Here is a 23373-nt window from a genome sequence, read left to right as displayed (position 1 = left end):
TGGATGACCGGTGGTGGAAACCGGTGGTGGAAACCGGTGGTGGACATGCGTCCGGGTGGTGGTGCGTGCCTACTGGTTGCCGCAGGCGGAGGTGGTGACGGGCCCGTCCAGCCAGGGCAGGTCGTGGCCCATCCGGTCCCGCTTGGTGCGCAGGTACCGCAGGTTGTGCTCGCCGGCCTCCATCGGCATCGGCTCGCGGCTGGTGACCGCGATGCCGTGCCGGACGAGGGCGTCGGACTTCTCGGGGTTGTTGGTCATCAGGCGGACGCCGTGCACGCCGAGGTCGGCGAGGATCTGGGCGCCGGCGCCGTAGTCGCGAGCGTCGGCGGGCAGGCCGAGCTCCAGGTTGGCGTCGAGGGTGTCACGGCCGCGCTCCTGGAGCTCGTACGCGCGCAGCTTGGACAGGAGTCCGATGCCGCGGCCCTCGTGGCCGCGCAGGTAGACGACGATGCCGCGGCCCTCGGCGTTGATGCGTTCCATGGAGGCGTGCAGCTGGGGGCCGCAGTCGCAGCGCTGCGAAGCGAAGATGTCGCCGGTCAGGCACTCGGAGTGCATGCGGACGAGGATGTCGGAGCCGTCGCCGATCTCGCCGTGGACGAGGGCGACGTGCTCGACGCCGTCGACCGTGGAGCGGTAGCCGTAGGCCGTGAACTCGCCGAAGGCGGTCGGCAGGCTGACCTCGGCCTCGCGGCGCACGGTGGGCTCGGCGGAGCGGCGGTAGGCGATCAGGTCCTCGATGGAGATGATCGTCAGGCCGTGCTTGCGGGCGAAGGGGATCAGCTCGGGCAGGCGCAGCATGACGCCGTCCTCGCCGGCGATCTCCACGATGGCGCCGGCCGGGCGCAGGCCCGCGAGGCGGGCCAGGTCGACGGCGGCCTCGGTGTGGCCGTTGCGGACCAGGACGCCGCCGGGCTTGGCGCGCAGCGGGAAGACGTGGCCGGGGCGGACGAAGTCGCCGGGCTCGGAGACCCCGTCGGCGAGCAGGCGCAGGGTGGTGGCGCGGTCGGCGGCCGAGATGCCGGTGGAGACGCCGTGGGCGGCGCTCGCGTCGACGGAGACGGTGAAGGCGGTCTTCATCGACTCGGTGTTGTTCTGGACCATCTGGGGGAGCTCGAGCCGGTCCAGCTCGGCGCCCTCCATGGGGGCGCAGATCAGGCCGCGGCACTCGCTCATCATGAACGCGATGATCTCGGGGGTGGCCTTCTCGGCGGCGATGACGAGGTCGCCCTCGTTCTCGCGGTCCTCGTCGTCGACGACGACGATGGGGCGGCCCGCCGCGATGTCGCGGATGGCCTGCTCGACGGGGTCGAGGCGGAAGGTCTCTTCGGGGATGTCGGGCACGGGCTTGAGGCTGGTCATGCCGTTGCTCCTTCCAGGGCCGGGGCGGGGGTGGTGCGGGAGCGCTGGTACCAGTCGTAGGCGCCCCACAGCACGAGGGCGAAGTAGACGACGTAGACGAGGCCGGAGAAGGCCAGTCCGTTGTTGAAGGCGAGCGGGACGCCGACCAGGTCGACGAGGAGCCAGGCGAACCAGAACTCGACGAGGCCGCGGGCCTGGGCGACCATCGCGACGATGGTGCCGACGAAGATGTACGCGTCGGCCCACGGGCTCCACGAGAGGTTCGGGAAGAGCGTGAAGAGGCCGCCGACGGCGAGGGTGCCGAGCGCCGCGCCGGCCAGGAGCAGCCCGCGCTCCTTCCAGGTGGCGGTGCGCACGGCGATGGAGCCGTCCTGGGCCTTCTGGCGGCCGAGCTGCCAGGCGCGCCAGCCCCACACGGCCACGCCGATGACGAGGAGCTGCTTGCCGACGCCGCCGGCGAGGTGTGCGGAGGCGTAGGCGGCGATGAGGATCAGGCCGGAGAGGAGCTGGGCGGGCCAGGTCCATATGGAGCGGCGCCAGCCGAGGGCGAGCGCGGCGAGGCCCATCAGGTTGCCGATCATGTCGGACCAGATGACCTTCTGGCCGAAGACGGTGAAGGCCTCCGCGTTGAGCCAGGTCAGGGCATTCACCGGGCTTCTCCCGTCGTGTGCAGGGGGTTCACGCCGGCGGCCAGGAGGCGTTCGACGTACTTGGCGAGGACGTCGACCTCCAGGTTGACGGGGTCGCCGCTCTGCTTGTGGCCGAGGGTGGTCAGCGCCAGGGTGGTGGGGATGAGGCTGATGGTGAACCAGTCCGCGGCGGCCTCGACCACGGTGAGGCTGACGCCGTCGACCGTGATGGAGCCCTTCTCGACCACGTAGCGGGAGAGGTTCGCGGGGAGGGCGACCTTGACGATCTCCCAGTGCTCCGAGGGGGTGCGGGAGAGGATCTCGCCGGTGCCGTCCACGTGGCCCTGGACCAGGTGGCCGCCGAGCCGTCCGCCGAGGGCCATGGGGCGCTCCAGGTTGACCCGGGAGCCCTTGGCCAGGGCGCCGAGGCTGGAGCGGTTCAGGGTCTCCTGCATGACGTCGGCGGTGAACTCGCCGTCCGCGGTCTCCACGACGGTCAGGCAGACGCCGTTGACCGCGATGGAGTCACCGTGCTTGGCGCCCTCGGTGACGAGGGGGCCGCGCAGCCGGAAGCGGGAGGCTTCCTCGAGCTGCTCGACAGCGGTGACCTCGCCCAGTTCTTCGACGATTCCGGTGAACACTCAGTGCTCCTTGGTGGCGGGGGTGGCGGGGACGGGGACGGGGACTGCGGTGATGCGGAGATCGGGGCCGGTGCGGACGGCCTCGGTGATGTCGAGGCGCAACGCGCCGGAGATGTTCTTGATTCCGGCGTCGGCGAGGGCCGCGGGGCCCGCGCCGAGCAGGGCGGGCGCGAGGTAGCCGATGACGCGGTCGACGGCGCCGGCCTCGAGGAAGGCGCCGGCCAGGGTGGGCCCGCCTTCCAGCAGGACGGAGCGCACGCCGCGCAGGTTCAGGCGGGTGAGGAGGTCCTGGACGTCGATGCGGCCGTCGTGCAGGGGCAGCCGGAGCAGTTCGACGCCGGTCAGGTGCCGGGTGTCGGCGTCCTCGCCGACGACGAGCAGAGTGGGCGCGGCGTCGTCGAGGATGCGGGCGGTCGCGGCGATCGTGGCGCGCGTGTCGAGGGCGATCCGCAGGGGCTGCACGGCGCCTTCGACGCCGCGGACCGCGAGGTGCGGGTCGTCGGCGCGCAGGGTGCCGCCGCCCACGAGGACGGCGTCGCTCTCGGCGCGCAGCCGGTGGACGTCGGCGCGGGACTCGGCGGAGGTGATCCAGCGGCTGCTGCCGTCGGCGGCGGCGCTGCGGCCGTCGAGGGTGGCGGCGTACTTCCAGGTGACGTGCGGCCGGCCGAGGCGTACGGAGGTCAGCCAGGCGGCGTTGCCCTCCTCGGCCTCGTCCGCGAGGAGTCCGGCCGCGGTGTCGACGCCGGCCGCGCGCAGGGTGGCGGCGCCGCCGCTGGCCTGCGGGTTCGGGTCGGAGACGGCGTAGATCACGCGGGCGATCCCGGCGTCGGCGAGGGCGCGGGCGCAGGGCCCGGTACGGCCGGTGTGGTTGCAGGGTTCGAGGGTGACGTAGGCGGTGCCTCCGCGGGCCGCCGGGCCTGCGGTGCGCAGGGCGTGGACCTCGGCGTGCGGGCCGCCGGCCCGCTCGTGCCAGCCTTCGCCGACGACGGCGCCGGAGGCGTCGGTGATGACGCAGCCGACGACGGGGTTGGGGCTGGTGGAGCCGAGTCCGCGGGCGGCGAGCTCGATGGCTCGGCGCATGGCACGGGTGTCCGCGTCGGGTGCTGCGTGCGCGGCGTGTGTCGCCACCGGGTCCTCCTGCCTCATCGGGCACGGACTCCGGGGCCTGTCGGGATACGACAGATGAAGCGGTACAGCGCACGGGGGACGCCGAGGCCGGAAAAACGGTTCGACCGGGCACATCCACAGGGATATGCCGACGAACCGCCGACGGCGGCGTACCGGTGACTGGCCCGCCGCGCACTGCCTCCCATCCGGACTTTAACCGTCGGTCCAGGAATCTCACCTGGTCAACCGGCCGCTGGCTGCGGACGGGTCGCGGACTATAACCGCCGGTTCGGAATTACACCGACCCCGGAGTGCGCTGCTACTGGTACTCCAGCCAGTCTGCCACGCGCGATCGCCCGCCATGCGGGTGATGTGGTGTGGCCTGGCTCACAGCGCGTCGCCACCCGTGTGGACTTTGTCAAGTGGGACGGGGTTGGTCCAGACCTATTGACGAGGTGGTCTAGTCCTCTTAACGTTCCCTTCATCCTCCCGGGAACGGCCCGTCGGATGTGCGCACATCACGGGCCAACACGCTTGTGCACCAACCCTGTTGATTCACGTTGTGTCCAGTTGTGTCCTGCATCCTCCCCTCCCCAGGAGGCACAATGCCGTCCCCCACACGTACGAGAGCGATGCTCCTGGCATCCGGCGCCGCAATCGCCGGACTCCTGGTGGGCGGAGTCTCGGCGGGCGTCTCGCACGCGGCCGACAACGAGAGCTGTCGCCCCGACGGGCTGTACAAGACCGCCGGTGTCGACGTCCCGTACTGCTCGGTCTACGACTCCGAAGGCCGCGAGAAGATGGGCGCCGACCACCAGCGTCGCGTCATCGGCTACTTCACCGGCTGGCGCACCGGCAAGGACGGCACCCCCGCCTACCTCGCCAACAACATCCCGTGGTCCAAGGTCACCCACCTGAACTACGCCTTCGCCCATGTGGGCGCCGACAACAAGATCTCCGTCGGCTCGAACGGCGTGAACAACGCCGCCACAGGAATGACCTGGCCCGGCGTCGCGGGCGCCGAGATGGACCCCGCCCTCCCCTACAAGGGCCACTTCAACCAGCTGACGAAGTTCAAGAAGCAGTACCCGAACGTCAAGACGCTGATCTCGGTCGGCGGCTGGGCGGAGACCGGCGGCTACTTCGGCGACGACGGCAACCGCGTCGCCTCCGGCGGCTTCTACTCGATGGCCACGAACGCCGACGGCTCGGTCAACCAGGCCGGCATCGACACCTTCGCCGACTCCTCGGTCGAGTTCATCCGCACGTACGGGTTCAACGGCGTCGACATCGACTACGAGTACCCGACCACCATGAAGGACGCCGGCAACCCGCTGGACTGGCAGCTGGCCAATGCCCGCCGCGCCGGTCTGGTCCAGGGCTACGCGGCCCTGATGAAGTCGCTGCGCGAGAAACTCGACCGCGCCGGCGCCGCCGACGGCAAGCACTACCTGCTCTCCGTCGCCGCCCCCTCCTCCGGCTACCTGCTGCGCGGCATGGAGACCTTCCAGGTCCAGAAGTACCTGGACTACGTCAACATCATGTCCTACGACCTGCACGGCGCCTGGAACGAGTACGTCGGGCCCAACGCCTCCCTCTTCGACGACGGCAAGGACGGCGAACTCGCCGCGGCCGGCGTCTACTCCACCTCCCAGTACGGCGGCATCGGCTACCTCAACACCGACTGGGCCTACCACTACTTCCGCGGCTCGATGCCGGGCGGCCGCATCAACATCGGCCTGCCCTACTACACCCGCGGCTTCAAGAACGTGCAGGGCGGCACCGACGGCCTGTGGGGCAAGGCCCCCGCGACCACCTGCCCGGCCGGCGCCGGCCTGACCAAGTGCGGCGACGGCGCGGTCGGCATCGACAACCTCTGGCACGACAAGGACACCAACGGGGTCGAGTCCCCGGCGGGCTCCAACCCGATGTGGCACGCCAAGAACCTGGAGAAGGGCGTCGTCGGCGACTACGTCACCAAGTACGGCTTCCCCGCGAACACCACGCTGACCGGCAGCTACGTCCGCAAGTACGACTCCACCCTGGTGGCGCCGTGGCTGTGGAACGCGCAGAAGAAGGTCTTCCTCTCGACGGAGGACGAGCAGTCGGTGGCCGCCAAGGCCGACTACGTGGTCAACAAGGGCATCGGCGGCACGATGGTCTGGGAGCTGGCGGGCGACTACGCGTACAACGCGGCCAAGGGCCAGTACGAGATGGGCGACACGCTCACCGACACGATGTACCAGAAGTTCAAGTCGGCCTCCCCCTACGGGGCGAAGAAGGCGGGCGCCACCGCCCTGCCGACCCAGGCCGTGGACATCAAGACCGAGTTCACCGAATTCAAGCTCGGCGACTCCAACTACCCGCTCACCCCGAAGCTGAAGATCACCAACAACACGAACGCCACGCTGCCCGGCGGCACCGAGTTCCGGTTCGACTACGGCACCTCGGCCCCGAACAACGCCTCCGACCAGTCCGGCTTCGGCACCACGGTGATCAGCAGCGGCCACACCGGCAACAACGTCGGCGGCCTGAAGGGCGACTTCCAGCGGGTCTCCCTGAAGCTCCCGGCCTGGCAGACCCTGGCCCCGGGCGCCTCCGTGGACCTGGCGTTCAACTACTACCTGCCGGTGTCCACCCCCTCGAACTGGACGGTGACCGTCTCCGGCACCACCTACGCCCTCGCGGGGGACCTGGCGCGCGGCACCACGCTGGTGCAGCCCGGCTCCACCCAGCCGCCCACGACTCCCCCGACCACCCCGCCCACCACTCCCCCGACCACGCCTCCGACGACTCCGCCGACCACACCTCCGGGCGGCACCTGCACCAACCCGGCGTACGTGGCGGGCACGGTCTACAACAGCGGCAACCTCGTCTCCCACAAGGGCCGCAACTGGAAGGCCCAGTGGTGGACGCAGAACGAGGAGCCCGGCACCACGGGCGAGTGGGGTGTCTGGAAGGACCAGGGCGCCTGCTGACCCCCTGAGCCCGATCCCGTGATTCCCCGATGCGGTGATTGCTGACCGAACGTGAGGACCCGGTGGCCCGGCGGCCACCGGGTCCTCGCACGTTCCGCGGAACCCGGCCTCGTACGCTGCTCGGGTGATCACACACGTCACCGCGTCCGACGCGGACTTCGAGGAGAACCGTCCCCGGATGTTCGGCATCGCCTACCGCATGCTCGGCTCCGCGGCGGAGGCCGAGGACGCCGTGCAGGACGCCTACCTGCGCTGGGCGTCCGCGGACCGCGCGGCCATAGAGCACCCGGGCGCCTGGCTCGCCAAGGTCGTCACGAACCTGTGCCTCACCACCCTCACCTCGGCGCGGGTCCGGCGCGAGGAGTACGTCGGCCCCTGGCTGCCGGAGCCCGTCCTCACCGGTGACGGCACACTCGGCCCGCTGGAGTCCGCGGAGCAGCGGGACAGCGTGTCCATGGCCCTGCTGGTGCTGCTGGAGCAGCTCACCCCCGTCGAGCGGGCCGTCTACGTCCTGCGCGAGGCCTTCGCCTACAGCCACCGCGAGATCGCCGCCGTCCTGGACCTCACCGAGGTCAACTGCCGGCAGCTCTACCGGCGGGCGGCCGGCCGGGTGGCCGCCGACCGGGCGGCCGCGCAGGAGCGGCGCTCCGCGCCGGACCCCGAACGGTGGCAGAGCCTCGTGGAGACCTTCATGACGGCGGCGCGCGGCGGGGACCTGGCCCGGCTGGAAGGGCTACTGACCGCCGACGTCCGGTTCGTCTCCGACGGCGGCGGCGTGGTCGGTGCGGCGCTGCGGCCGATCCTGGGGCGGGACAAGGTGGCCCGGTTCGCGATCGGGGTGCTCAAGAAGTTCGCAGGGGACCTGCCGGTCAGCCGCGCGGAGGTCAACGGAGCGCCGGCACTGCTCTTCGGCGGATCGGCCGTACTTCTGGTGGAATTCGAGAACGGGCTGGTCAGCGGGCTCAGCACGGTACTCAACCCGGAGAAGCTGGAATTCCTCCAGCGTCAGCTGTCACGTTCCTGAGGGCTGTCCGGTCTCCGCTGGTGAAGTCACCACATCGGCGAAAGGCGGACGCATGAGCACCATCCTCGTCACCGGAGGCACCGGCACCCTGGGCAGGCCGGTCGTCGCCCGGCTCCGGGACGCGGGCCACGAGGTCCGCGCACTGAGCCGGCACGCCCCGCAGTACCCGGTCGACCTGCTGACCGGCAACGGGCTGGACGCGGCGACGGCGGGCGCGGAAGTCATCGTCCACTGCGCGAGCGACACGCGCGGCGGGGGCAAGAACGACGTGGCCGCCACCCGGCACCTCATCGACGCGGCCCGGCGGGCGGGCACCGTCACCAACATCGTCTACATCTCGATCGTCGGGGTGGACGTGGTGCCGTTCGGCTACTACCGGGCGAAGCTGAAGGTGGAGCAGCAGCTGGAGCGCTCCGGGCTCGGTGTGACCATCCTGCGCACGACGCAGTTCCACGACCTGGTGGCCCAGGTCGTGGACATGGCGGCGAAGCTGCCGCTGCTTCCGGTGCCGGTGCCCGGCGGGGTGCGGGTGCAGCCGGTCGCCGTCGGGGAGGTCGCGGAGCGACTGGCCGAACTGGCGGTCCCCACCCCGGCGGGCCGGGTCGCGGACATGGGAGGCCCGGAGATCCACACCCTGCCGGACCTGGCCCGCACCTACCTGGCGGCCACGGGCCGCCACCGCCGGGTGCTCCCGGTCCCGCTGGCGGGCAAGGCCTACGCCGCCTTCAGGCGGGGCGGCAACCTGACCCCGTCCCACGCGGTGGGCCGGGGCACGTTCGCGCAGTTCGCGGCGGAGGCGGGCGCGGCGGCGGGGCGGGACTGACCTACCCGCCGAACAGCACCGCCTGCGCGGCCTCCCGCGCCGCCAGTTCGGCTCCTGCCAGGACCGCCGGGTCGCCCAGCGTCGTCGCGCGGATCTCCGTCGGGACCGGGGTCAGTCTCGCCAGGCGGCGGGCGACCCTCGCGGCCAGGGCGGGGCCGCCTGCGCGGCCCAGTTCGCCCGCCAGGACCACGCAGCCCGGGTCCAGGACCGCCGCGGCGGCCGCCGCGCCCAGCGCGAGGCGTTCGGCCAGGGCTTCGAGGAAGGCCTCCCCCGCGGCCCCGGCCACGGCCTCCTCCGCCGGGCCCGCGAAGCCGTGTGCGCGCGCCAGCGCGGTCACGGCTTCGCGGCCCACCAGGGCGTGGAACCCGCCCCCGCAGTCCTCGGCCGACGGCAGGCCGCCGGTGCCCGGCACCGGGAGGAAGCCGATCTCGCCCGCTCCGCCGGAGGCGCCCCGGCGCAGCCGTCCGTCCAGGACCACGGCGGCACCCACGCCCGCGCCGAGCCAGAGCAGGACGAAGGAGTCCAGGTCGCGGGCGACGCCCAGGCGCTGCTCGGCGAGGGCGGCCAGGTTGGTCTCGTTCTCGACGACGACCACGGCGGACAGGCTCCGCTGGAGGGCGGCGACCAGGTCCCGGTGCCAGGCCGGCAGGCCGGAGGTGTCGCGGAGCTCGCCGGTGGCGGGGGCGACCAGGCCGGGGGCGCCTATGACGACGGTGTGCAGTTCGGTGGCCCCGGCCTCGTGCGCGGTGCGCAGCAGGGCCGCCACCGCGTCCTCGGGGGCGCCGACGGGCAGGGCGGCTTCGGCGAGGGGGCGGCCGAGGAGGTCGGTGACGACGGCGGTGACCCGGTCGGTGCGCACGTCGAGGGCGGCGAGGTGGGCGCGGTCGGCGACGATCCCGTACAGCTTGGCGTTGGGGCCTCGGCGCTGTTCGCCTGATTCTCCGGCGACCTCGACGAGTCCGGCTCCGGTGAGCCGGTCGACGAGGTCGGCGACGGAGGGACGGGAGAGGCCGGTCATCGCCTTGAGCTGGGTGGCGGTCAGGGGCCCGGATTCCTGGAGCAGTTGGAGCGCGAGGCGGTCGTTGATGGCCCGGGCCGTGCTGGGCGAGGCGGGGGACGGTACCGGGGCGGGGGCAGGAGTCACGGCGCCCATCCTAGGAGTCGGGCCGTTATCTATCAGGCAGGGTCCCTGATAGTTTAATTCCCATGACCGGGGACACCGACCTCAGCCCGGCGCGCCTGCGCCATGCCCGCTACGCCATCGCCGCCGTCTTCTGCATCCACGGCGCCGTCACCGGCTCCTTCGCCACCCGTATCCCCTGGATCCAGGAGCACGCCCTGCTCAGCCCGGGCACCCTGGGCATGGCCCTCGCCTTCCCCGCCCTCGGCGCGGCCCTCGCGATGCCGCTGGCCGGCCGGATCAACCACTGGCTCGGCGCGCGCCTCGCGCTGCGGGTGCTGCTCTCGCTGTGGACCCTCTCGCTGATCCTGCCGAGCCTCGCCCCGAACCTGCCGACCCTGTGTTTCGTGCTCTTCGTCTACGGAGCCACCGCCGGGATGTCGGACGTGGCGATGAACGCGCTGGGCGTGGAGACGGAGAACCGGCTGGGCCGCTCGATCATGTCCTCGCTGCACGGCATGTGGAGCGTGGGCGCCCTGCTCGGCTCGGCCGCGGGTACGGTCGCCGCGCACACCGGGGCCGACGCCCGGCTGCACCACCTGGTCGCCGCGCTGGCCCTCACGGCGGTCGGCCTGTTCGCCGTAGGGGGTGTGCTGGACCTGAGGAGCGACCAGGAGGCGCCGGCGCCGCCGCACTTCGCGCTGCCCCCGAAGTCGGCCCTGCTGATCGGGGCGGTCGGCTTCTGCGCGGTGTTCGCAGAGGGCGCGAGCCTGGACTGGTCGGCGGTCTACCTGCGGGACGTCCTGCACACGGACGCCGGCCTGGCGGCCGCCTCCACCACCGCCTTCGCGCTGACCATGGCCGTGGCCCGGCTGGTCGGCGACCGGGTGGTGGACCGGTTCGGGGCGGTGCGCACGGTCCGGGCGGGCGGCGTGCTGGCCACCCTGGGCGGACTGATGGTGGTCGGCATCCGGCATCCGGCCGGTGCGCTGGCCGGGTTCGGGCTGATCGGGCTCGGTATCGCGGTGGTGGTCCCGCTGGCCTTCGCGGCGGCGGGGCGCAGCGGTCCGGCTCCGGCCCAGGCCATCGCGGGTGTCGCGACGATCACGTACACCTCGGGGCTGATCGCGCCGTCGGCGATCGGCGCGGTCGCGGACGCGACCTCGCTGGTGGTGTCCTTCGGGCTGGTCACCCTGCTGGCGTTCGCGCTGATCGCGGGCGCCGCGGTGCTGCGCCAGGGGCCGCCGGTGGGGCAGGCTGGGGCCGGTCCCGCCGGGGCCACGACGAAGTCCGGCGCGACCGACCTCGACGAACCTGCGCAAACCCGGCCGTAATATATCGACCGGCCGCAGTGGCACGTACTCCGTGCGCTGCGGCCTCGATGTGTGAGCAGCAGCCGGAGAACGGAGTGGAACATGGGCCTCGGCGTGGGCTGGACCCTGCACGGAGACGGGCGGACTCCCGCCCCCGGCGCGGTGGTCCGGCCGGAGGAGCGGCTGTCGTGGCCGCGGACCGCCGGGCTGGGCGCCCAGCACGTCGTGGCGATGTTCGGCGCGAGTTTCGTCGCTCCGGTCCTGATGGGCCTGGACCCGAACCTGGCCATCATGATGTCCGGCGTGGCGACGGTGATCTTCCTCCTCGCCACGCGCGGCCGGGTCCCGTCGTACCTGGGCTGCTCGCTGTCGTTCGTCGGTGTCGCGGCGGCGATCCGGGCCTCGGGCGGGGACAGCGCGGTGGTCACGGGCGCCGTCTTCGTCGTCGGCGTGGCGCTGTTCCTGGCGGGTCTGGCGGTCCAGCGGTTCGGTGCCCGGATCATCCACGCGGCGATGCCGCCGGTGGTGACGGGCGCGGTGGTGATGCTGATCGGCTTCAACCTGGCGCCGGTGACGGCGAGCACGTACTGGCCGCAGGACCAGTGGACGGCGCTGCTGACCATGCTGTTCACCGGAGCGGCCGTCGTCTGCCTGCGCGGGTTCTGGTCGCGCATCGCGATCTTCCTGGGGCTGCTCTTCGGGTACGGGATCTCCTGGATCTTCGACCTGCTCTTCGGCAGGATCCACTCGACGGTGGGCGGGGAGGCGGCCGTCGACCACTGGCGGCTCGACCTCTCCGCGGTCGGCAAGGCGGACTGGATCGGCCTTCCGTCCTTCCACGCGCCCGCCTTCGAGTGGTCGGCGATCCTGATCGCCCTGCCCGTGGTGATCGCGCTGATCGCCGAGAACGCCGGGCACATCAAGGCCGTCGGCGAGATGACCGGCGACCCGCTCGACGACAAGCTGGGCACGGCCATCGCGGCGGACGGCGCCGCGTCCATGCTGTCCACGGCGGTCGGCGGCCCGCCGAACACCACCTACTCCGAGAACATCGGCGTCATGGCGGCCACCCGGGTCTACTCCACGGCGGCCTACTGGGCGGCCGCGGGCTTCGCGCTGCTCTTCGGTCTGTGCCCCAAGTTCGGCGCGATCGTCGCCGCGATCCCGGGCGGCGTGCTCGGCGGCATCACCGTCATCCTCTACGGGATGATCGGCCTGCTCGGCGCCCAGATCTGGATCACCGGCCGGGTGGACCTGCGCAACCCGCTGAACCTGGTGCCGGCCGCGGCGGGCATCATCATCGGCATCGGCGGCGTGAAGCTCCAGATCACCGACACCTTCGAGCTGGGCGGCATCGCCCTGGGCACGATCGTGGTGATCACCGGCTACCACGCCCTGCGCTACCTCGCGCCCGCGCACCTCAAGCAGGAGCCCCTGCTCGACGAGGGCACCTCCGGGTACGACGACTACGGGAACGGCTTCGGGGGCGGCTCCGGGGACGGCCAGGACAAGCCCCGTTGACGGTGTTTCGCCCGAACCGGGGAAGCGTACGGCCAAGTTCCCCGGATCCGCGCCGGCGCCTGCGACTCTGCCCCCATGGATGCGGTGCTGGCGCGGATGCGCGCCCTGGAGGAGCGGCTCCCGCCGCAGGACGGCGTCGCCGTCTTCAACCGGGTCTACTTGACGGTGACGGAGACCCTGCACCGGCGGATCGAGCACGGCGGGTTCCCGGCGCCGCGGCGGGCGCAGACCCTCAGCGTGCGGTTCGCGGAGCGGTATTTGACGGCGGTGGAGGCGGAGCGCGCCCCGGCCTGCTGGCGCCCGCTGCTCCAGTACCGCCGCCATCCCGGGATCCGGCCGCTCCAGCACGCGCTGGCCGGGATCAACGCGCACATCGGCCACGACCTGGCGCTCGCCGTGGTGGCCACCTGCGGTGAGCTGGGCTGCGAACCACGGGCCCTGGAGGCGGACTTCGACCGGGTCGGCGACACCCTGGTCTCCCTGGAGGAACACATCCGGGAGGACCTGATGCCGGGCCCGGACCTCCTGGAGATCGCCGACCCGCTGACCCACCTGGTCGGCTCGTGGAGCCTGGAGCGCGCCCGCGCCGGAGCCTGGTCGGCGGCCCGCCTGCTGTGGACGCTGCGCCGGGTCCCGGAACTGGCCGAGGAGTTCACGGACTCCCTCGACGCGGGCGTCGGCCTGGTGGGCCGCTGCCTACTGACCCCGCGGGGCTGAGACGGCGCTGCGAAAACGGCGGGGCCGCCTCCCCCACACGTCGTGGGAGAGACGGCCCCGCTGCTGTACCGGCCGTGCGGGCGATGCCGTCAGGGCTGGTAGATGTCCTTCCAGCCGTTCCAGTGGCCGCCGGCCGTGCGCGTGGTCTGACTGATGGTGCCGTTGGCGATGGCGGTCAGCCGGAAGCCGTCTCCGACCGGGGTCGCGAGGAGCTTGCGGGTGTAGCCGGGGTTGCCCACGACCGCGGTCACGTCTCCCCATGCGGTCCAACTGCCGTCGGCCTTGCGGGTGGTGTGGTGGATGCGCCCGTCGGAGGCGGCAGTGAGCTGGAACTCCCCGCCGGTGCCCGCGGCGGCCGAGGCCTCTATCGAGGTCAGCGGCTTCGCGACGGGCAGCTGCGTGAAGGCGGACCAGTTGCCCGGGCTGCTCTGACCGCCGTGGTAGGCCAGGCCCGCCGAGAGGATCGCCAGCTGCGGCTGGCCGTTCACCGCGGCGAGGGTGATCTGGTCGATCTGCGCGGGGGTACCCGGGACGAGCCGCCAGGGGTCCCAGCGGTCGGGATAGCGGGTCGTCAGGTAGACCTTGCCGTCCGCGACGGCGGCGACCACCATGTTCCAGCCGTCCTGGGCGGCGGCGATCCGGGTCACCCTCGGCAGGCCGCCGGCGGCGGCGGCGGCGTCGCCCCAGCGCTGCCAGTCGCCGGGGAGCCGCACGGCGTGGTGGATCTTTCCGTCGGCCAGGGCCAGGACGTGGAGCTGGCTGTCGGCGCCGATGGTGGCCACCTGCTCGACGTTCGGGAGCTCGCCCGCGACCGGTGTGGTGTCTTCGACACTGCCTCCGGTGAAGCCGTGCCACACACGTCCCTCGACGACCGCGACCATGTGGCCGCCCTGCGTCGTGGTGGCATCGGAGAGGGAGGTGGCCGTGTTGTTGTCGTCCCACTGGATGCCGCTGTTGAGCGTGGCCTCGGAGTCGTTGCCCGCCTTGTCCGTGGCGTAGGCCTTGATCTCGTAACGCCCCTCACCCATCTTGGGCAGCAGCACCGCGGCCTTCCCGTGCCAGGCTTCCACCCGTCGGGTGGGCTGGTCCGTGTTGATCCCGAACCGGTACGTCTGGACGTGCTCCCCGCCCGTGGCGCCTTCCGCGGTGAAGGTGGCGATGCCCTTGACGGGATCGATCGCGATCGTCGGAACCGGCGGGGTGGTCCGCTTCACCGTGAACCGGCCGCCGCCCTGCCATGCGGACGCGCTCGTACCGTCGTCGGCCTGCACTTCCCACGCGTAGGACTCGTCCCAGGGCAACCACGTGTCGGGGATGCGGAAGTCCGCGATACCACCACTGGGGACGCTGACGGTGGATTCGTTGAACCAGCCGCCACGGTCGACGTAGTGGACACGGAAGCGGGCGGTCACGTTCCCGCTGTCAGGATCCGAGATGCGGGCGCGCAGGTGCACGCCGGTGGCGAGGTTGGTCTTGCCGATGTAGCCGTGAGCGGTGGGCTGCGGGGTCATCTGCAGCTCGCCGGGGGTGTCCGGCGTCTGGTTGTACTCGATGGAGAGGGTGGCGCTGTTGAGGAACTTCTTCCAGCCGAAGGTGTCGGACTCGTTCTCGGCCTTGAGCCCCAGCGTGACGTCGCGCCAGCCGGCCGCGGCCGCTTCCCGCATCTTGTTGGTGACGTCGAACTCAACGCCGCCGGCCGGGCAGTTGGGACCCCAGCCCTTGGCCGTGTTCACCGTGGCCAGGTGCTGGTCCCAGCCCGGCTGGTTCCGCCATGTGGTGCTGGAACTGATCGCACCGGTGAACCAGAGCTGGACCGGCCGGGCCTGGCAGGACCAGGACCATTCGAGCTGGGTGGAGAACGTGCCCCGGATGACGTTCTTGCCGGCGAACCCGGCCGTGTCCATCCGGTACAGCGACCGGGAGAGGCCGTTGGACTCGTTCTCGTAGCCGACGCGGGCCAGTTCGTTCTTGTTCCAGTACGCGGTGTCCTGGAACTTCTTGTACACACGGGTCCAGGCGATCCGGCCGCCACTCATCCACGGGTCGATGAAGACCGGGTAGACGGTGTCCTTGCCCTTGAGGATCTTCTGGTCCGGGACCACCGTCAGGGTGGTGCCGTCCACCTTGGTTGCCATCGGGGCCTGCTTCGCACTCAAGCCCGGCTCCCACGCGGTGGAGGCGCTGCCGTCCTTGGCCACGGGGCCGCTGCTGTCCTGCGCCGCGGCGGCGCTCCGGGCCAGCGAGGAGACCTTCTGCTGGCCGGCGGTCGGCGTCGACTCCCACATGGTCGGGGTCGGCCCGCCGAAGACGATCCGCCCGGCGGCGTCCTTGGCCGTCAGGTTTCCGTGGCCGTCGGCGGCGACGGCGAGGTTCTTCGTCCGGAGGCCGAAGCCGATCTCGGCGAGCTTCGGATTCGCGGCCGCCTCGGCCGACTTGACCTCGAGGACCTGGGAGAAGCCCTCGATACCGGCGCGGACCTTCAGGTCCACTCCCGGGAGCACCTCGGGGTAGGTGGCGGTGTCCGCGTTGATGCGCGGCTTCGGCAGAGCCTGGGGCCAGGTCAGGGATATCTCCTTGTCCCCGTCGGTCAGGCTGACCAGGGGACCCGTTCCGCCGCCGGACAGCGAGAGCGGAAGGAGCGAGGCCTTCGGAGTCAGGACCCCCTTGGCCGAGACCTGGAGGGAGGCGTCGAGGTCGACCCACTTGCCTCCCCTCTTGACCCACTTGGGGCTGGTGTGGCGTTCAAGGGTGAAGGTGCCCGACGGGTTCGCGAACGTGCGGGTGTCCTCCGTCCGCTGCTCCAGGACCTCCACCGGCTTCCCGCCGGAACGCGCGGCGTTCTGGGCCTTTTGTTCCGGCGTCACGCCCTTCGCGTCCGCGGCGGGCGCAGCTTGGGGCGCGGAAGTCGCGTGGCCGGGCGTCAGGCTGACGCACAGACCGGTGAGCGCCAGCACGGCCAGGGCCTTCGGCCAGGCGTGTGGTCTTCGTGGGCTCCTCGAGGGAGGGGCGGAGTGCATGGCGAAACCATCCAAGGGTGACGGCGATCGGATTGGGCGACCGCCTCGTCGGCGGCACACGTGAAGAGTTCGGGGGCTCCGCGTGCTGGCGGGTGGATGACCGAGGGCGAGCCGAAGATCACACACACCCAGAACCTTACGGAACTAGATCATACTTATACTCATCCTTGACCTTCCTCTGGGTTTACGGGCAAGTCGGAAGGGGTTCGTCCGGTTCCACTATGGGACTATCTTGACTTATGCATGACCATGACAGGATTGATCGTTTACTGTGTGCGTGATAGGTGCGTTGGTCGTCAACGCGCCTCATTCTGCATAGAGGAATTGCGTGAGTCCGTCGCAAATACCCAGGAGATCCGAGCCCCATTGGAGCTCCGACAACGTCTGGAACTGGCCCACATACATTCGCCGTTCCGCCCAGGCCATTGCCATTACCGTCAGCTCCGCCCTGCTGATCTCGGCAGGTGTGAGCACCGCGGCCGCGGCCACCGAGAAGTTCAAGGTCCGCGGCACCCAGAGCGAGCCGGTACTCGCCGGCGCCTCGGTCCCGGTCAAGTCCGCGCCGAAGAACGAAGCAGCGCAGAACGCCCAGAAGAAGGCTCCCAAGGTCACCTGGCCCAAGGGCGGCGAAGCCCTCCTGGAGCCCGGCTCCCCCGTGGCTGCCCGCGCGCAGGCTGCTGCGCCCGCCCGTAGTGACGTAGGCGGGCTTCCCGTCGCAATACGTTCCACGGCCACGGCAGTTCCGTTCACCCGGGCGGGAGCATCGGCCGCTCCGGCCGCCCCGGCCAATGTGAAGGTCTCGGTCAAGAATCAGACCCACGCCGAAAAGGCCGGCATCAACGGTGTGCTGATGGCCGTGGAACCGGGCGCGGGCGCGCCTTCGCCCGGCACCGTCGAACTCGCCGTCGACTACTCCGCGTTCGCGGGGGCGTTCGGCGCGAATTTCGCGAGCCGCATGCGCGTGGTGCAGTACCCGGCCTGTGTGCTGACCACGCCCGAGAAGGGCGAGTGCCAGACCGGAACTCCGGTCGACAGCGGGAATGACGTCAAGAACAAGACGCTGACCGCCCACATCTCCCTGGCCGGCACCGGCACCGGCACCGGCACCAAGTCACCTCAGCAGCTGTCCGCGCGGAGCGCCGCAGCGGCCGCTCCGATGGTCCTGGCCGCCGAGGCCGGCGCCTCCGGCACCGGCGGGGACTTCAAGGCGACGCCGCTCGCCCCCACGTCGAGCTGGCAGTCCGGCGGGGCCTCCGGTGACTTCAACTGGACCTACCCCATGTCCACCCCGGAGGCTCCCGGGGATCTCTCTCCCGAGCTCGGGCTGAACTACTCCGCGCAGAGCGTGGACGGCCGCATGGCCGCCAGCAACACCCAGCCCTCGCAAGCGGGCGACGGGTTCGAGCTGACCTCCGGCGGCTTCATCGAGCGCCGCTTCCAGCCGTGCTCCGACGTCCCCGGCTCCGGAGTGGCGTACAAGGACGGCAAGGGCGACCTCTGCTTCGCCTCCGAGAACGCCATGCTGTCCCTCAACGGCTCGGGCACCGAGCTGGTCAGGGACGACGCCACCGGCACCTGGAAGGGCGTCAAGGACGACGGCTCCAAGGTCGAGTACCTCACCGGTGCCGTCAACGGGGACGCCGAGGGCGGCTACTTCCGTCTGACCACCGTCTCCGGCACGGTCTTCACCTTCGGCCTCAACCGGCCGGGCAACTGGAAGGCCGGCGACCAGGAGACCAACTCCGCCTTCACCGTCCCGCTGTACGGCAAGGACGGCGGCAAGCAGCGCGCCTGGCGCTACAACCTCGACCACGTCTCCGACGTGCAGGGGAACGCCATGGTCTACTACTACGCCAAGGAGACCAACCGCTACGGCGCGGACAAGAAGCTCCAGGGCGTCGAGTACACCCGGGGCGGACACCTCAGCCGCGTCGAGTACGGCCTGCGGACCGGCGCCGAATACGGCACCAAGGCCCCGGCCAAGGTGATCCTCGACACCGCCGAGCGCTGCCTGCCCGGTGCGGACTGCTCGGACGCCAAGTTCACCAAGGAGAACGCCAAGAACTGGCCCGACGTCCCCGTCGACCAGTTCTGCGCCCCCGGCAAGGAGTGCAAGAACCAGCACTCCCCCACCTTCTGGACCCGCAAGCGGTTCTCCGCCATCACCACCCAGGTGCTGACCCGGGGCGCTTACAAGGACGTCGACCGCTGGGACCTGACCCACTCCTTCCCCCAGACCGGCGACGGCACCAGCAACGGCCTGTGGCTGGCCTCGGTCAAGCACACCGGTAAGACCAACGGCGAGCTCAGCACCCCGGAGATCACCTTCTCCGGCCAGCAGCTGGCCAACCGCGTCGACGGCCTGGAGGGCCTGCCGCCCTTCATCCGCTACCGGATCAACGCCATCAGCACCGAATCCGGTGGTCTGATCGGCGTCACCTACTCGGCTCCCGAGTGCAACCGCGACGGAGTCCTGCCGGCCTCGGACGCCGACAACACCCTGCGCTGCTACCCGGTCAACTGGTCCGCGCCGGGGCAGCCCATCGGCCCGGACGGCCGGCCCAAGCCCTACAAGGACTACTTCCACAAGTACGTCGCCACCCAGGTCGTCGAGAACGACCTCGTCGGCGGATCCCCCTCGACCGTCACCCGGTACGAGTACTCCGGCGCCCCGGCCTGGGCGTACGACACCTCCGAGTTCCTCCGCGACACCGAGCGCACCTGGAACCAGTGGCGCGGCTACGGCAAGGTCATCACCCGCACGGGCGACGGCGCCGACCAGCGCACGCGTTCGGAGAACGTCTACTTCCGGGGCCTGGACGGCGACCGCACCGCCTCCGGCGGTACCCGCAGCGTCAAGGTCGCCGACTCCGAGGGCAACCAGATCACCGACCACCTCTCGCAGGCCGGTGTCACCCGCGAAACCCTCACGTACAACGGCGACGGCGGCGCGCTGATCTCGGCAACCTCGTACGAGCCGTCGATCAGTGCTCCGACCGCGACCCGCAACCGCACCGGCACGACCGCACTCACCGCTCAGCGCTTCAACAACGGCGCGGAGCGCACCCGTACCGCCGTCCAGGGCGGCTTCCGGCGCACGGCGGTGGAGAAGTCCTACAACGAGCACGGGCTGATCACCCAGGTCAACGACCTGGGCGACACGTCCACGAGCAGCGACGACCAGTGCACCCGCACCGAGTACGCCCAGAACGCCGGGAAGCACCTGCTGGATCTGGAATCCCGCGAGGAGACCGTCTCCGTCGCCTGCAACGCCGCCGTCCAGCGACCGGTGCACGTCGTCTCCGACGAACGCACGCACTACGACGGCAAGGGCTTCGGTGAGGCCCCGGTCAGGGGCGACGCCACGCGAGCCGAGGAGCTGGCCGAATACGTCGCTGGTCAGCCCCGCTATGTGACCACCGGCACGGAGAAGTTCGACCAGTACGGCCGCTCTGTGGAGACCACGGACGCGCTGGGCAACACCGCCAGGACCGAGTACACCCCGGCCACCGGTGAGATGCCGCACCAGGTGGTCACGACCAACCCGCTCGGTCACACCGAGACCGACATCATCGACCCGACCCGCGGCCTCACCCTGACCGAGGTCGACGGTGACGGACGCCGGGAGGAGTCCGAGTACGACGCGCTGGGCCGCCTGGTCAAGGGCTGGGAAGTCGGCCGGACCCGGGACCAGAAGCCTGACGTCGAGATCTCCTACCTGCTCCGCAAGGACGGCCCCTCCGCCGTCACCACCCGCACGCGCCTCGCCGACGACACCTACACCGTCAACCACGAGCTGTACGACGGTCTGATGCGCTCGCGCCAGACCCAGGCCACGCGCTCCGACCTCAACCAGAACGACGAAGCACGCTCCGGCCGTGTCGTCACCGACACGGTGTACGACTCCCGTGGCCTGCAGGTGAAGGAATCCGGCCCGTACCTGGAGAAGAGCAACCCCGGCACCACGCTGGTATCCGTCCCTGACAACCAGATCATCCGTCAGCACGGTTACCTCTACGACGGCGCCGGACGCAAGACCGTCGACCTGTTCTACAGCCTCGGCACCGAGAAATGGCGCACGACGACCACCTATGAAGGTGACCGCCACCACGTCGTCCCGCCCGAGGGCAGCACGGTCACCACGACCATCACCGACGCCCGGGGCAAACCGGTGGAGCTGCGGCAGCACAAGGGCCGACAGGTCGGCGGCGACTTCGACAGCACCCGCTACAGCTACGATCCCGGCGGTGAGCTGACCCAGGTCGTCGACCCGGTCGGAAACGTCTGGCAGTACGAGTACGACCTGCGCGGCCGCAAGAGCAAGGACCGTGATCCCGACCGCGGCACCACCACCTACGCCTTTGACGACGGCGACCAGCTGCTCTCCACCACCGACGCCCGCGGTAAGAGCATCCACGTCTCCTACGACAGGCTCGGCCGACCGCTGGAACAGCGAGACGGGACTCCGACCGGACCGAAGCGCGCCGAGTGGACGTACGACACCCTCTCCAAGGGACAGTTGACTTCCTCGACCCGCTACACCGACGGGAAGCCGTACACCACTTCCGTGCTGGGCTACGACAGCAGCGGAGCCCCGACCGGGTCCAGGACCACGATCCCGGACGGGCAGGGCAAGCTCTCCGGAAGCTACGAGTCCAGGGTCGACTACAACAGCGCTGGCGACCCGCTCTCGGCACACCTCCCCGCCGCCGGCGGTCTTCCCGCGGAGAAGCTGGACTTCGGCTATAACGCGGCGGGCCTGCCCAGCACGGTCAAGGGTGCCGCCGAGTACGTCAGCAGCAGCCGCTACACCCCCTTCGGCGAAGTCATGCAGTACATGCAGGGCGCCAAGGGCAAGCGCATGATCCACACCAACTACCTGGACGACTCGACCCGCCGGGTCACCAAGTCGTTCGCGGACCGTGAGGTCGCACCGTCCGCGCTGTCCGAGGTCGACTACGCCTACGACCCCGCGGGCAACATCACTTCTCTCAGCGAACTGCGCGAGGGGACGACCCGCGACACGCAGTGCTTCTCCTACGACTACCTGCGTCGTATGACCGAGGGTTGGACCGCGAAGACGACCTGCGCGGGCGGACCGTCCGCGGCCACCGTCGGCGGTGTGTCGCCGTACTGGCACTCGTACACGTTCGACCCGACGGGCAACCGCACCAGCGAGACCAAGCACGACGTGGGCAACGGCGAGACCCGCCACTCCTACGCCTACCCGGCCGCCAAGGGCAACCAGCCGCACACCCTGAGCGGCGTGGACATCGTCGAACCGACGGGGACCCGCAAGGACTCGTACGCATACGACGCCACCGGCAACACCACCCTCCGCAAGGTCGGTAACTCCGAGCAGAAGCTCGAATGGGACGCCGAGGGGCAGCTCACCAAGGTCACCGAGGGCACCAAGGTCACCGAGTACGTCTATGACGCGGAGGGCAACCGCCTGCTGCGCAAGGACCCTTCAGGAACCACGCTCTACCTGGCCGGCACCGAGGTGTCCCTTGCCGCGGACGGCACTACCAAGGCCACCCGCGGGTACAACTTCGGTCAGTCGACCGTCGCCGTCCGCTCCTCGGACGGGAAGGTCTCCTACCTGTCCGCGGACCACCACAACACCGCGACCATCGCGGTGGATGCCGGCGGGACAATGACCGCCGCCCGGCGGGACATGACCCCCTACGGCGAGACCCGGGGCTCGGCGCCCCAAGCCTGGCCGAACCAGAAGGGCTTCGTCGGCGGCACGGTCGACGCCTCCACGGGACTGACTCAGCTGGGTGTCCGCTCCTACGAGCCGGCCACCGGGCGATTCCTGTCGGTCGACCCACTGATCGACGCCAACGACCCGCAGCAGATGAACGGGTACGCGTACGCCAACAACAACCCGGTGTCGATCTCCGACCCGGACGGCAAGATCGTTCCTCTCCTCGCCGCGATCGCCCTCCGGATAGCGGCCCAGGCGATCGCCAGGGAGATCGCCCGCCGTGCCGCGATCGAGGCGGCCAGGAGGGCCGCCGCCGAACTGGCCAAGCGTCTGGCGATGGAGGCCGCGAAGAAGGCGGCTCAGGAAGCTGCCAAGAAGGCGGCCGAGGAGGCCGTCAAGAAGGCGGCCGCTGAAGCAGCCAAGAAGCTGGCGGCGGAAGCAGCCAAGAAGCAGGCAGCGAAGCAGGCGGCTCAGCAGGCGGCCAAGAAGCAGGCAGCGAAGCAGGCAGCGAAGAAGCCTGCGCCGAAGGCAGCTCCGAAGCAGCAGGCCGCAGCAAAGAAGGCGCCCTCCGCGAAGCAGGCGGCAGCGCCAAAGAAATCGCCGCAGAAATCACAGAATCCCACACCGAAGAAGTCTCAGCAGAGCCAGACCAAGGACTATCCGAGCACAAAGTCGAAGCTCTCTGAGCACCTCCGGCAGACCGAGAAGTACGGCAAGGACTCAGTCAGAGACCTCCCCGATGGCAGGATCCGGTACTATGGGAAGGTTGATCCGGCCAAAAACCCTGGCGAGATGATCGGCCGACGGCTCGTACGGGAATGGAATCCGGTCAACGGAAACAGCCGCACTTGGCATGAGACCTTGGACGGGGCGGGACGGATTCGACAGGTCCGTCCGGACATAAAATTCACGGGCGGGAAGAAAGTCCACTACGTGTTCGACATACTCGGGAAGTTCACAGGAAAGTGGTAGCTGACGATCTGCCGACCTTCGAGGTCGCGCTGAAGATGATCGAGTCCCTGATTTCAGGCGAGTCCACCAGGGAAGACGTGGCGGATTGGGCCATGGTCTGGGTTTCGGAGCGCGAGCAGGAAATTTCTGACCTGTCGCTCTGGGATGTCCTGTCAACTTTGTCCGGGGCTGACATGAAGATTTCCCCCGACGAGTACATGCATGGCATGGAGGATTTCACCGCTTGGCTCGACGAGGCACAGAAGGCAGCCGATTCGGCCTCGGAGTGAACCCCGGCGACGGGTGAACCTGCCCGACACTTGCGCAGAAGCCCTGCCGGATCCTCCGGCAGGGCTTCTGCCGTTCCCGGCGCCGGGAACGGCGACGGCGACGGCGACGGCGGACATGAGAACGGGCCGTTCCCCGCGCTGCTCGCGCGGGGAACGGCCCGTGGCCTTGATGC

General features: G+C 70.4%; 14 protein-coding genes and 1 riboswitch. Of the genes, 8 read left to right on the top strand and 6 right to left on the bottom strand.

Annotated elements, in window-relative coordinates:
• Nucleotides 1–69: 69 nt before the first annotated feature.
• Genes B6R96_RS29240 through ribD form a run of 4 tightly spaced genes read right to left on the bottom strand, consistent with a single transcriptional unit; the run spans nt 70 to nt 3709 of the window.
• Nucleotides 70–1359, bottom strand: a complete 1290-nt coding sequence (locus tag B6R96_RS29240) for a bifunctional 3,4-dihydroxy-2-butanone-4-phosphate synthase/GTP cyclohydrolase II (protein WP_030388521.1) — start codon at nt 1357–1359, stop codon at nt 70–72.
• Nucleotides 1356–2009 carry a nicotinamide mononucleotide transporter family protein gene (locus B6R96_RS29235; protein WP_030388520.1) on the bottom strand — a complete coding sequence of 218 codons (654 nt, stop codon included), beginning with the start codon at nt 2007–2009 and terminating at the stop codon, nt 1356–1358. Before B6R96_RS29235 ends, B6R96_RS29240 begins: the two co-directional genes overlap by 4 nt.
• Entirely contained in the window at nt 2006–2629 is a 624-nt protein-coding gene (locus B6R96_RS29230; protein WP_030388519.1) for a riboflavin synthase, read from the bottom strand. The genes B6R96_RS29235 and B6R96_RS29230 overlap by 4 nt, the downstream gene beginning before the upstream one ends.
• Complete coding sequence (gene ribD, locus B6R96_RS29225; protein WP_237291712.1) at nt 2630–3709, bottom strand: bifunctional diaminohydroxyphosphoribosylaminopyrimidine deaminase/5-amino-6-(5-phosphoribosylamino)uracil reductase RibD; 1080 nt, start codon at nt 3707–3709, stop codon at nt 2630–2632.
• 215 nt (nt 3710–3924) lie between these two features.
• Nucleotides 3925–4055: riboswitch (FMN riboswitch) on the bottom strand.
• Between the two features lie 286 nt (nt 4056–4341).
• On the opposite strand from ribD, the gene B6R96_RS29220 reads away from it, so the two are divergent.
• The 3 genes from B6R96_RS29220 to B6R96_RS29210 all read left to right on the top strand — a co-directional run bounded on the left by B6R96_RS29220 (nt 4342) and on the right by B6R96_RS29210 (nt 8561).
• Nucleotides 4342–6714, top strand: a complete 2373-nt coding sequence (locus B6R96_RS29220) for a chitinase C-terminal domain-containing protein (RefSeq protein ID WP_081524088.1) — start codon at nt 4342–4344, stop codon at nt 6712–6714.
• 124 nt (nt 6715–6838) lie between these two features.
• Nucleotides 6839–7738, top strand: coding sequence for an RNA polymerase sigma factor SigJ (sigJ, locus tag B6R96_RS29215; RefSeq protein ID WP_081524087.1), 900 nt, complete (start codon nt 6839–6841; stop codon nt 7736–7738).
• Nucleotides 7739–7790: 52 nt separating this feature from the next.
• The gene (locus B6R96_RS29210) at nt 7791–8561 is read left to right on the top strand and encodes an SDR family oxidoreductase (protein ID WP_081524086.1); all 771 of its coding nucleotides are present in this window, start codon (nt 7791–7793) and stop codon (nt 8559–8561) included.
• A 1-nt stretch (nt 8562) separates the two neighbouring features.
• Here B6R96_RS29210 and B6R96_RS29205 read toward each other — a convergent pair whose 3' ends face one another.
• Entirely contained in the window at nt 8563–9714 is a 1152-nt protein-coding gene (locus B6R96_RS29205; protein WP_081524085.1) for an ROK family transcriptional regulator, read from the bottom strand.
• A 53-nt stretch (nt 9715–9767) separates the two neighbouring features.
• On the opposite strand from B6R96_RS29205, the gene B6R96_RS29200 reads away from it, so the two are divergent.
• From B6R96_RS29200 to B6R96_RS29190, 3 genes are all read left to right on the top strand, one after another.
• Nucleotides 9768–11015 carry an MFS transporter gene (locus tag B6R96_RS29200; RefSeq protein WP_107475600.1) on the top strand — a complete coding sequence of 416 codons (1248 nt, stop codon included), beginning with the start codon at nt 9768–9770 and terminating at the stop codon, nt 11013–11015.
• Nucleotides 11016–11096: 81 nt separating this feature from the next.
• Entirely contained in the window at nt 11097–12515 is a 1419-nt protein-coding gene (locus B6R96_RS29195) for a uracil-xanthine permease family protein (protein WP_081524084.1), read from the top strand.
• A gap of 75 nt (nt 12516–12590) precedes the next feature.
• The gene (locus B6R96_RS29190; protein ID WP_052875826.1) at nt 12591–13232 is read left to right on the top strand and encodes a DUF5995 family protein; all 642 of its coding nucleotides are present in this window, start codon (nt 12591–12593) and stop codon (nt 13230–13232) included.
• Between the two features lie 89 nt (nt 13233–13321).
• On the opposite strand, the gene B6R96_RS29185 is transcribed toward B6R96_RS29190, so the two are convergent.
• Complete coding sequence (locus B6R96_RS29185) at nt 13322–16096, bottom strand: DNRLRE domain-containing protein (RefSeq protein WP_159396378.1); 2775 nt, start codon at nt 16094–16096, stop codon at nt 13322–13324.
• A gap of 619 nt (nt 16097–16715) precedes the next feature.
• Between B6R96_RS29185 and B6R96_RS29175 the strand changes: the two genes are divergently transcribed.
• Together B6R96_RS29175 and B6R96_RS29170 are read left to right on the top strand one after the other, a co-directional pair.
• Nucleotides 16716–22931 (top strand): RHS repeat domain-containing protein, encoded by a 6216-nt coding sequence (locus B6R96_RS29175; protein WP_081524081.1) that lies wholly within the window; start codon nt 16716–16718, stop codon nt 22929–22931.
• Nucleotides 22925–23200, top strand: coding sequence for a hypothetical protein (locus B6R96_RS29170; RefSeq protein WP_081524080.1), 276 nt, complete (start codon nt 22925–22927; stop codon nt 23198–23200). The genes B6R96_RS29175 and B6R96_RS29170 overlap by 7 nt, the downstream gene beginning before the upstream one ends.
• Nucleotides 23201–23373 lie beyond the last annotated feature (173 nt).

It is taken from the genome of Streptomyces sp. Sge12 (genome assembly GCF_002080455.1).
GTDB lineage: Bacteria > Actinomycetota > Actinomycetes > Streptomycetales > Streptomycetaceae > Streptomyces.
The sequence above is the reverse complement of the archived record's forward strand: the minus strand, read 5'-3'. Positions and strand labels throughout refer to the sequence as shown.